The 6914-nt window shown below is 67.9% G+C and carries 10 protein-coding genes; 2 read left to right on the top strand and 8 right to left on the bottom strand.

Translation table 11 applies throughout. The features are described 5' to 3' along the window. On the top strand, window positions 1-327 hold a 327-nt coding region (locus JHC81_RS12985), incomplete at its 5' end, for a hypothetical protein (protein WP_292175350.1). A gap of 67 nt (window positions 328-394) precedes the next feature. After that, on the top strand, window positions 395-1084 hold the full coding sequence (locus tag JHC81_RS12990) for an SDR family oxidoreductase (RefSeq protein ID WP_292175351.1): 690 nt from the start codon (window positions 395-397) through the stop codon (window positions 1082-1084). Between the two features lie 5 nt (window positions 1085-1089). On the opposite strand, the gene JHC81_RS12995 is transcribed toward JHC81_RS12990, so the two are convergent. The 8 genes from JHC81_RS12995 to JHC81_RS13030 all read right to left on the bottom strand — a co-directional run. Continuing rightward, window positions 1090-2214 (bottom strand): DNA cytosine methyltransferase, encoded by a 1125-nt coding sequence (locus tag JHC81_RS12995; RefSeq protein ID WP_292175353.1) that lies wholly within the window; start codon window positions 2212-2214, stop codon window positions 1090-1092. Then, window positions 2207-2785, bottom strand: a complete 579-nt coding sequence (locus JHC81_RS13000; RefSeq protein WP_292175355.1) for a nucleotidyltransferase family protein — start codon at window positions 2783-2785, stop codon at window positions 2207-2209. Before JHC81_RS13000 ends, JHC81_RS12995 begins: the two co-directional genes overlap by 8 nt. A gap of 2 nt (window positions 2786-2787) precedes the next feature. Further along, a complete protein-coding gene (thiD, locus tag JHC81_RS13005) occupies window positions 2788-3609 on the bottom strand; it encodes a bifunctional hydroxymethylpyrimidine kinase/phosphomethylpyrimidine kinase (protein ID WP_292175357.1) in 822 nt (273 codons plus the stop codon). A 69-nt stretch (window positions 3610-3678) separates the two neighbouring features. Continuing rightward, window positions 3679-4125, bottom strand: coding sequence for a hypothetical protein (locus tag JHC81_RS13010; RefSeq protein ID WP_292175359.1), 447 nt, complete (start codon window positions 4123-4125; stop codon window positions 3679-3681). A gap of 54 nt (window positions 4126-4179) precedes the next feature. Further along, complete coding sequence (gene folP / locus JHC81_RS13015) at window positions 4180-4974, bottom strand: dihydropteroate synthase (protein WP_292175361.1); 795 nt, start codon at window positions 4972-4974, stop codon at window positions 4180-4182. Between the two features lie 35 nt (window positions 4975-5009). After that, a complete protein-coding gene (locus tag JHC81_RS13020; protein ID WP_292175363.1) occupies window positions 5010-5312 on the bottom strand; it encodes a transcriptional regulator in 303 nt (100 codons plus the stop codon). A gap of 3 nt (window positions 5313-5315) precedes the next feature. Then, window positions 5316-5960 carry a hypothetical protein gene (locus JHC81_RS13025; RefSeq protein ID WP_292175365.1) on the bottom strand — a complete coding sequence of 215 codons (645 nt, stop codon included), beginning with the start codon at window positions 5958-5960 and terminating at the stop codon, window positions 5316-5318. 60 nt (window positions 5961-6020) lie between these two features. Next, window positions 6021-6914 (bottom strand): acyltransferase family protein (locus JHC81_RS13030; protein WP_292175366.1); only part of this gene is annotated, 894 nt, incomplete at its 5' end.

Below are 6914 nucleotides of genomic sequence, written 5' to 3' on the forward strand. Positions count from 1 at the left end.
GGGGATGGGCCGGGGCGGGGCGGCTTTACCCTGAACGACATTGTGCGGGTGAGCTTCGATCCCGAATATTGCGCCGAGGTGATGGGGATCGATCCCGATGCCCCGCCCGACCCGGACAAGCAGGAGTACTGGGATCGGATGCGCGAGGCCCGCAAGGCCACCGCCGCGGCGCAGGTGGCGCTGAAGACCAAGGGCTATCGCGAAGGTCGCGCCGAGATGAGGGCCGAGCTGGGGCTGGAGCCCGAGGCGGTGCCGGAGCCGGGGACGGAAGGGGCGGAAATCTATTATTTCTATGCGGGCGGGGTGTATCGCCTGCGCCAGCGGTGAAGGCGGGCGCTTCGCCTGTGCCCGGTGACGGGCCGGAACCGGATGCCGCCCGCGCCATTTCAGCCTCATGAAAACAGCCATCGTCACCGGAGCCGCGGGCCTGATCGGCCGGGGGATATGTCAGGCCCTGCTCGCAGACGGCTGGACCGTCGCCGCGTTCGATCTGAAGCCCGGGCCGGAGGGGACACGGTCGGTGATCTGTGACGTCGGGGACGAAGCGTCGGTGAAGGCGGCGTTTGCCGAGCTGGGGTGGGAGGCGCTGGACCTGCTGGTCAACAATGCGGGGATCGCCCAGCCGGATCGCGGGCCGCTTGTCGAGCTGTCGCTGGCCGAATGGCGCAAGGTGACGGACAGCCACCTGACCGGGGCCTTCCTGATGAGCCGGGCGGCGATACCGCTGCTGGAAGCCGTCGGAGAGGGGGCGGGGGCCATCGTCAACATGGTCTCCACGCGGGCCTTCATGTCGGAGCCGAACACCGAGGCCTATGCCGCCTCCAAGGGGGCGCTGGTCGCGCTGACGCATGCCATGGCGATCAGCCTGGGGCCGAAGGTGCGGGTCAATGCCATCGCGCCGGGCTGGATCACCGATGACGACGACCTGAGGCCGGTCGATCATCAGCAGCATCCGGTCGGCCGGGTGGGGCGGCCCGAGGATATCGCGCAGGCGGTGCTGTACCTGGCCGGGGCGGGGTTCGTGACGGGTCAGGTGCTGAGCGTCGACGGCGGGATGACGCGCAAGATGATCTACGCGGACTGAGGCGTTCAGCGCCTGACGGAGCTGAGGATCGGCTCGAACAGGTGGCGGGCCAGGTGGCGCACGGCGGGCACGACCACGCCGTCGCCGGTCAGGTGCAGGGCGTCGCCCTGGCCCATAGGCAGCCGATAGCGGTCGGGCAGACCCATCAGGCGGGCGGTCTCGCGCGGGGACATCAGGCGCGAGCGGAGGCGGTCGCCGGTGACTTCCAGCAGGATCTGGCGGCTGGAGCCGCCGCCGGGGGTGCGCAGACAGCCCGCGATGCCGTCGAAACGGACCTCGGCCCGCTGGATGCGCTGGCCGTTCTCCTGGCGGGTGCGGCGGTAGGCGGTGCCCCAGGTAAGGGTGCCGGTGCGGCGGGCGGCGGCCAGCTTCTGAAGGTTCAGCGGGCTCATCTGGGACAGCAAGCGGGCGGTCTGGTCCGGGGTGTGCCAGGGGGTGGCGGGGCCGTCGGGTTCGATCAGGTCCGTCAGGATGAGGGTGCGTGGCGGAGGCTCGGGCAGGGACCACCACAGGGTGCGGGCGGCGACGTCGGGCGGCAGGGTGCTGACGGCGCGGATGACGGCGGGCGTGTGGAAGGGGCCTTGCGGGCCGGGGCTGTGCAGCCGATCGGGCAGGGCGACGCGGTCGCGCAGGCCGATGACGAACAGCCGGGGCCGGGACTGGGGCAGGAACTGCTCGGCGTCGATGACCACGGCCCCGGGGCGATAGCCGCCCTCTGACAGGGTGCGCATCAGCACGGCGAAGTCGGCCCCGCCGCGTGACGTCAGGGTGCCGCAGACATTCTCGATGGCGACGATGGCGGGCGCGCGGTCGTCGGCGGCCAGACTTTGGATCACGCGCCAGAAGCCGTGGAAGGCTCCGGACCGGTGGCCTGCCAAGCCGCGCCCGGTCCCCGCCAGCGACAGGTCCTGACAGGGGAAGGAGGCCCAGGCCAGATCGGCCTGACCGGGCAGCTGATGAGGCGTGATGTCGGCGACGTCGCCCAGGTGGAGCGCATCGCTTCCCCAGTTTGTGCGATAGGCGGCGGCCTTCTTCGCGTCGATGTCGTTGGCGAACCGGCAGGTCCAGTCGGGGCCCAGACCGGCGCGGACCATGCCACCGCCGGCGAAGAATTCGTAGACCTCAGCCACGGTCGTCTATGACGGTCAGCTCGGGCCAGCGGGCGCGGGCGCTGGCCACCGCCCTGTCCCAGCCCTTCGCCTTGGGGCGGTTCGGATTGGGGCGCAGGGTCATGTCGAACAGATCGTCCAGACCGAAGGGCGCGGCGACGGTGATCCGGTCGTCAGCCTCCAGCCGGATGCCGACAGCAAAGGCCGGGGCGACGAAGCGGGACAGGGCCTGATCGGTCTCGGTCAGAGGCTCATAGGGCTCGCCGAAGCGGTCGTGGAACCACAGGTGAACGCGGGCCTGATTGCGCACCTCGACGAGGTCGCGCAGCGGCGGCTCAAACGCGGCACCGACGCGGCGGATGATGACGTCCTCGGCATCGTATGAGGTGTCAGGGTCGAAATAGCCCAGGTCGTAGTCCTTGATGCCATAGCCGATCGCGCGGCCGGTCTGGTGGTTCCAGACGGCCTGATAGACCGCGCCGGAGAAGACGCGCCAGTCGGGCAGGGCGAGGGCGCGGATGGTGGTCAGGACCTGCATCAACTCGGGATGAGCGCGGACGATGGCGACGAGGCGGCCTTCGAAATCGTCCATGCTCAGAGGTCGCGCACGGGCCAGCCGTGATCCAGCGGCCCGTGACCGCCACCCAGGCCCGGTGCCCGCCGGATGGCCTCCGAGACATAGGCCCAGGCGTTGGCCACGGCGGTTTCCAGCGGCAGGCCGCGCGCCAGACCGGCGGCGCAGGCGCTGGCCAAGGTGCAGCCGGTGCCGTGGGTGTGGCGCGTCTCGATGCGCGGCGCCTCCAGCAGGGTCTCGCCGGTCGGGGTGATCAGGACGTCGATGACGGTCTCGCCCGGCACATGTCCGCCCTTCATCAGCACGGCCTTTGTCCCCATGCCCAGCAGGAACTCGCCCGCCCGACGCTGGCCGTCCAGATCGGTGATCGTCAGACCCGTCAGGGCCTCGGCCTCCGGCGCATTGGGGGTCAGCAGGGCCGCGCGCGGGATCATCAGGCTGCGGACGGCGGCGACGGCGTCAGTGTCCAGCAGGGGGTGGCCGCCCTTGGCGATCATGACGGGGTCGACGACAGCGGGGGCGGGGGTGGTGTCCAGGATGGCGGCGACCCGCTCGATCACGGCGATGGAGCCCAGCATGCCGGTCTTGACGGCATCGGTGCCGATGTCGTCCAGCACGGCGCGAGCCTGTTCTTCGATGAGGTCCAGCGGCAGAGGATGGACGCCGTGGACGCCCCGGCTGTTCTGGACCGTGATGGCGGTGATGGCCGTGGCAGCAAACCCGCCCAGCATGGTGACGGCCTTGATGTCCCCCTGAATCCCAGCGCCGCCGCCGGAATCGGACCCGGCGATGATCAGGACGCGGCCGAGGTCGGCTGGGGGCGGCGGGGTGTGGGCGGACATGATCCTGAGATGGCCGATGGCGGCGATCAGGGCAAGCGGTCAGCGTGTCGGCGTGGAACGGTTGGACGCCTAGTTTGCGGCGTTGGCTGCGTCCTGCGTTGCCCTAAAAATCCTATAGGTTTCCAGTATTCCCGCAGCGGCCTTTGACGTGTTCCCATCTCTTGCGATGGGCTCGCATTTCCCGGTGCTGATAAAAACCTGATTACCCTGATAGGCCGTATCCACGAATGTGTTCTCAGATTGCAGAACCAGCGTTTGCGGCAGGTAGTAGGCTCCAACGACCAATTCTCCCCCGTATTCCCGCCAGTCGTTTTCTTGCCCGCCGTAACAGCCTTCGTCCGTGCATCGGGCATAACTCCAGAGAGCAAAATCAACTTCGATAAAAGTCGTGAGATCGACGGACGTGCAAACTCCGTCAAGACAGGAGACTTTGGTTTCTGGATCGCATCGCCACAAAGATGGATGGCTGGATTCTGGACTGTAAAATAAAACTACAGCTGCAATCAGAGCTTTCACGCTTCGTCCTTACCGGCAAAATGTAGCTAGCGGTTAGTTAGAAAGAAAAGTGGCTCAACTGTCGATGGCCGACAGCGCCGCCTGAACCTTCAGCGCCTGAACCGTTTCGCGCACGTCATGCACCCGGATAACGGCGGCACCGTTGCGGGCGGCCTCCAGGGCCAGGGCCAGTGAGCCGCCCAGGCGATCTGCGGCGTCGGTGGCGGTCGCGTCGATGGACTGGATGGTGCGCTTGCGGCTGGCTCCGTAGAGAATGGGCAGGCCGGTGGCGGTCAGGCGATGCAGGTTTCGGGTCAGGGCCAGGTTGTGCGCGGCGGTCTTGCCGAAGCCGATGCCGGGGTCCAGCCAGAGGCGGTCGGGCGCGAGGCCTGCGGCCATGACCTCTCCGGCCCGCAAGGCCAGCCAGTCGGCGACCTCGGCGACCACGTCGTCGTACTGCGGGGCGTCCTGCATGGTCTGCGGCTGGCCCTGCATATGCATCAGGACGACGTCGCATTGCAGCGCGATGGCGGTGGCGACGCTGTCGGGCGCAAAGCTCAGGGCGGTGACGTCGTTCCAGATATTGGCCCCAGCGGCGACGGCGATGTGGGCGACCATGGGCTTCATGGTGTCGATACTGATGGCCCCGGACCATCCGGCATCGCGCAGCCCGGCGATGACGGGGGCGGTGCGGGCGATCTCGGTGTCGACGTCCACGGGAGTCGCACCGGGCCGGGTGCTTTCGCCGCCGATGTCGAGGATGTCTGCGCCCTGTTCGGCCAGCTTCAGGCCGTGAGCGATGGCGGCCTGGACCGAATCGTACTGGCCACCGTCCGAGAAGCTGTCGGGCGTGACGTTGACGATGCCCATGACCCTCGGTCGGGATTGGGAGCGCAAACCGACGCTCATCCCTTGCCGCCGATCAGTCCGGCGATGGCATCCAGATAGGTGCCGAAGGCCTTGCGGCCCGCAGGCGTAATGGAGACGCGGGTCAGGGGCTTGTTGTCCTTGAAGCTCTTGGCGATGGCGACATAGCCGGCCTCTTCCAGCTTCTTCAGATGGACCGACAGATTGCCCTGGGTCGCCTCCAGCGCGTTCTTCAGCTCGGTGAAATCAGCCGTGTCGGCATCGACCAGATAGACCATGATCCCCAGCCGCAGGCGGCCGTGGATGACGTCGTCGATCCGTCCGAGGTCGGCCAGGCCCATGCGTCAGGCCCGCCTGGCCGCACGCGCGTCGCGCAACATGATCCAGCCGGGCAGGGCGAAGAGCAGGAACAGGGCGGCGGTGCATACCCCCAGATACCAGTCGACCTGACGCACCAGCAGGCCCAGGGCCACGGCCGTGACCCAGCCGCCGATGGCGGTGGCCAGCATCCAGGGCTTGCGCTTCAAGGTATAGACCAGCAGCCAGGCAGACCCCTGAAGGCAGAAGACCACGGCCGGATAGTAGAGCCAGACGGCGAAGTCCTGGTCCCGCATGGCGCCGACGCCAAAGATGATGATGACGGCGACATTGGCCATGCCCGCGCTGCTGAAGGCAGCGTTCAGAATACGGGTGGCCAGGGGGCCGCGCGTGCCGCCGACGCCGTCGGCCTTGTCCTTGCGGATGGCCCAGACGAGGACGCTCAGAAAGGCGACGCTGATGCCGATGACGAAGGCCAGATTTGCCAGGTCGGGCCAGACGATGATGCCTGTCGCCTGACCGATGTGGAACAGGCACTGCAGCCCGTACAGAAGCCCGCCGGCCAGATAGGCGACGGCCAGGGTCAGTTGAGGCTTGCCGCCGCCCTCGACGATGGCGCGCATGAAGGCCAGGTCGTCTTCGGCGGAGTGCAGGCGGGGCGGGGTGGGCATGCGGGTGTCTCCGGCAACCGGCTCGTCCATGAGGTGAACGAGCCGGTTCCTGTTGGCAAGCTATTCGGCGGGCACAGCGTGGGGAACGGAAGGCTTGCGCCACGGGACGCGCCGGCCGTTCAGCGCCTTGCCGACGAAGGTGTGGCGCACCAGCAGTTCGTAAGTGATCAGCGACACGGCCATGACGCCGAGGATGACGGCCCCCAACTTGCCCCACCAGGGCAGGGCGACCTCCAGCATCAGAACCTGTCCGGCCATGACCAGCGGCAGATGGATCAGATAGATCCAGTAGGAGGCGTCGGCCAGATAGCGTCGCACGGCGCTGTAGCCCCTCATGAACCGCAGCGACAGGCTGATGGCGGCGAAGGTCGCGGTGAAGACGGCGAAGGCATAGACGGCGGCGGCGAAGGCCTTCGCCGACGGATCGGATATCGGCATCAGCGATGGGATGGGCCCGCCCGAGATCATCAGGGCACCCGTGCCCGTACCCAGGGCCACGAGGGTGAACAGGGGCCACAGCCGCTCGATCCGGGGCAGCAGATCGCGACGGCGGTCCAGCAGGATGCCGAGCGTGAAGCTGAGGCCGAAGGCGACGACGGCGGCGGGATTGGGCACGAACCCCTTGTCCGGCGTCGGAATGCCGAAGAAGGCGATCCAGTCCGGCGTCAGCCACAAGGCCAGGGCCAGGGGCGCGGCCAGGACGGCGGGCGTCCATGGGCCGATCAGGATGTTGGTCAGGCGGTCCAGACCCTTGGCGAGGGTGCCGTTGCGGTCGATGCGCTGGCCGATCAGGCGGACAACGAGGAAGACCGCATAGAAGAGCAGCAGCACCCAGAGAAACCACAGGTGCAGCAGGGGGAAGGTCTCCAGCATCAGGGGCGGGGGTGGCGGGCCGTCGGTCGGGATGGAGCCGCCGTTGTCGATGGCCGCCTTCCAGACGATGACGGCGATGAC

Source organism: Brevundimonas sp., from assembly GCF_016463295.1.
Taxonomy (GTDB): domain Bacteria; phylum Pseudomonadota; class Alphaproteobacteria; order Caulobacterales; family Caulobacteraceae; genus Brevundimonas.

What these genes read in the sequence shown, in the direction of transcription:
- JHC81_RS13000 (WP_292175355.1), bottom strand. Translation starts at nt 2,785, where the DNA reads ATGGACGATTTCGAAGGCCGCCTCGTCGCCATCGTCCGCGCTCATCCC.
- folP (WP_292175361.1), bottom strand. Translation starts at nt 4,974, where the DNA reads ATGGGCATCGTCAACGTCACGCCCGACAGCTTCTCGGACGGTGGCCAG.
- JHC81_RS13020 (WP_292175363.1), bottom strand. Translation starts at nt 5,312, where the DNA reads ATGGGCCTGGCCGACCTCGGACGGATCGACGACGTCATCCACGGCCGC.
- JHC81_RS12990 (WP_292175351.1), top strand. Translation starts at nt 395, where the DNA reads ATGAAAACAGCCATCGTCACCGGAGCCGCGGGCCTGATCGGCCGGGGG.
- JHC81_RS13025 (WP_292175365.1), bottom strand. Translation starts at nt 5,960, where the DNA reads ATGCCCACCCCGCCCCGCCTGCACTCCGCCGAAGACGACCTGGCCTTC.
- thiD (WP_292175357.1), bottom strand. Translation starts at nt 3,609, where the DNA reads ATGTCCGCCCACACCCCGCCGCCCCCAGCCGACCTCGGCCGCGTCCTG.